This is a genomic window from Curtobacterium sp. MCBA15_008 (genome assembly GCF_001865065.1).
Taxonomy (GTDB): Bacteria; Actinomycetota; Actinomycetes; order Actinomycetales; family Microbacteriaceae; genus Curtobacterium.
The window spans coordinates 1-2,090 of the sequence record NZ_MJGN01000028.1 but is presented as its reverse complement, the minus strand read 5'-3'; the positions used below and the strand labels follow the sequence as shown (position 1 = coordinate 2,090).

The window sequence follows — 2,090 nt, the reverse complement described above, 5'->3', positions numbered from 1 at the left end:
ACCGTGCCTCCCGTCCGTCAGGGGTTCCGTCGACTACGCGACCGGCGTGCGCACCTCGGCCAGCGTCGGGTAGTCGGTGTAGCCCTCGGCCCCCTGGCCGTAGAAGAACTCCGGCCGCGGCTCGTTGAGCTCCGCGTCGTGCTCCCAGCGGTGCGCGAGGTCGGGGTTCGCGATCGCTGCACGGCCCACGCCGACGGCGTCCGCGTGGCCGCCGTCGACCAGGGCGATGGCCTCGTCGCGGGTGGTCAGCGAGCTGAAGCCGGAGTTCGCGACGAACGGGGCGCGGGCGGTCCGGCGGATGTGCTGGACGAGCTCGCCGGTCGGGTCGGCGTGCAGGACGTCGATGAAGGCGAGGCCGAGCGGAGCCAGGCCCTCGGCCACGGCGGTGTAGGTCGCGTGGACGTCCGCCGGGTCGTCCTCGATGACACCCTGGATGCCGTGCTCGGGCGAGAGACGGATGCCGGTGCGGTCCTCGCCGATGGCCTCGGCGACGGCCGTGGTGACCTCGACGGCGAAACGGGCGCGGTTCTCGGGGGAGCCGCCGTACTGGTCGGTGCGGGTGTTCGACACCGGCGACATGAACTCGTGCACGAGGTAGCCGTTCGCACCGTGCACCTCGACGCCGTCGAGTCCGGCGGCGATGGCGTTGCGGGCCGCCTGGACGAAGCCCTGGACGGCGTCCTGCACCTCGTCGGTGGTGAGCGCGTGGGGGACCGGCATGGCGGCCTTGCCCGTGGCGGTGTGGGTCTCGCCGGGAGCGGCGATGGCGGACGGGGCGACGATGCGCGGCGTCTGCGAGATGTCGGTGTGCGAGACGCGACCGCCGTGCATGAGCTGCATCACGATGGTGCCGCCCTCGGCGTGCACGGCGTCGGCGACGCGGCGCCAGCCGGCGATCTGCTCGTCGGTCTCGATGCCGGGCTGGCCGGGGTACGAGCGGCCCTCCTGCACGGGCCAGGTGCCCTCGGTGACGATGAGCCCGAGGCCGGCGCGCTGCCGGTAGTGCTCGACGAGCAGGTCGTTCGGGATCCCGGCCTCGCCGGCGCGGGTGCGGGTGAGCGGGGCCATGACGATGCGGTTCGACAGGGGCAGGGCGCCGAGGGTGGCGGGTTCGAAGAGCTTCACCTCACTTGCAACGCCGTGTTGTGCACTGCAATTCCTGCTCGGGAGGGATTCAGTCGCGCGGGCAGACGAGCGTCGAGGAGCGGACCTGTCCCTCGGGCCGGATCACCTGGTGTCGCGAGAGCGGCTTGCCGCAGATCGGGCACCCGCGGTCCACGGTGCGGTCGTCGACGCCCTCGGGGTGGCCGGCACCGATCTGCGAAGGGCCCATCTTCGCGATGAGCGTGCTGTTCCACCGTTCGTACCACTGTCCGAAGCGACCCACGGTCCGTCCTTTCGTTCGTGCACCAACCATTGTGCCACGAACGATCGTGGATCACACCCGGTCGACGCCGTCGACTCGTTCGAGGAGCTCGGTCAGTTCGTCCTTGAGGGCCTCGAGTCGTTCGAGCGGCCACCCCAGCCGGTCGGCGGCGGCCAGGGGGACGGCACGAGCGCGTTCGCGCAGGGAGCGGCCGGCGGTCGTGAGCGAGACCTCGAGCTGGCGTTCGTCGGTCGTGCTCCGGGAGCGACGGAGGTACCCGGACGCCTCGAGCCGCTTGAGCAACGGGCTGAGGGTCGCCGAGTCGAGCCGCAGTTCACGGGCGATCTCGCGCACCGAGCGGGGGTCGTGCTCCCACAGCGCGAGCATCACGAGGTACTGCGGGTGCGTCAGGCCCATCGGCTCGAGCAGGTCGCGGTAGAGCCCGATGACGCTCCGGCTGGTCGCCGCGAGCGCGAAGCAGAGCTGCCGGTCGAGGGCGAGCGGGTCCACGTCGGTCTCGGTCATCCGTCCACCATACCGTTCGTGCGCGAATGGCCGGGAGGGGAGCGGTCCTACGCCGGAGTGCGTGTGCGCTGGTGCGACATGGTCGACGTCGTACGACATCGCCGAGGTCGCACGGGTGCGGGCGCGACAGTTGCACGCGCCGGGTTCCGACACGGTGGACGTCGTACGACATCGTCGATGGGTGGATTCAGGTGGTGGT

Annotated in this window: 3 protein-coding genes; all 3 read right to left on the bottom strand. The window is 71.3% G+C overall.

Annotated elements, in window-relative coordinates; all coding sequences use genetic code 11:
- Positions 1–33 precede the first annotated feature (33 nt).
- From BIU96_RS12685 to BIU96_RS12675, 3 genes are read right to left on the bottom strand one after another with little or no spacing between them, the layout of a single operon-like run.
- Complete coding sequence (locus BIU96_RS12685) at positions 34–1,125, bottom strand: alkene reductase (RefSeq protein WP_071292986.1); 1,092 nt, start codon at positions 1,123–1,125, stop codon at positions 34–36.
- Positions 1,126–1,174: 49 nt separating this feature from the next.
- Positions 1,175–1,387, bottom strand: coding sequence for a hypothetical protein (locus tag BIU96_RS12680; RefSeq protein WP_175477544.1), 213 nt, complete (start codon positions 1,385–1,387; stop codon positions 1,175–1,177).
- A 51-nt stretch (positions 1,388–1,438) separates the two neighbouring features.
- Positions 1,439–1,891: a MarR family winged helix-turn-helix transcriptional regulator gene (locus BIU96_RS12675; RefSeq protein WP_071292984.1), complete on the bottom strand. Its 453-nt coding sequence runs from the start codon at positions 1,889–1,891 to the stop codon at positions 1,439–1,441.
- Positions 1,892–2,090: the final 199 nt, after the last annotated feature.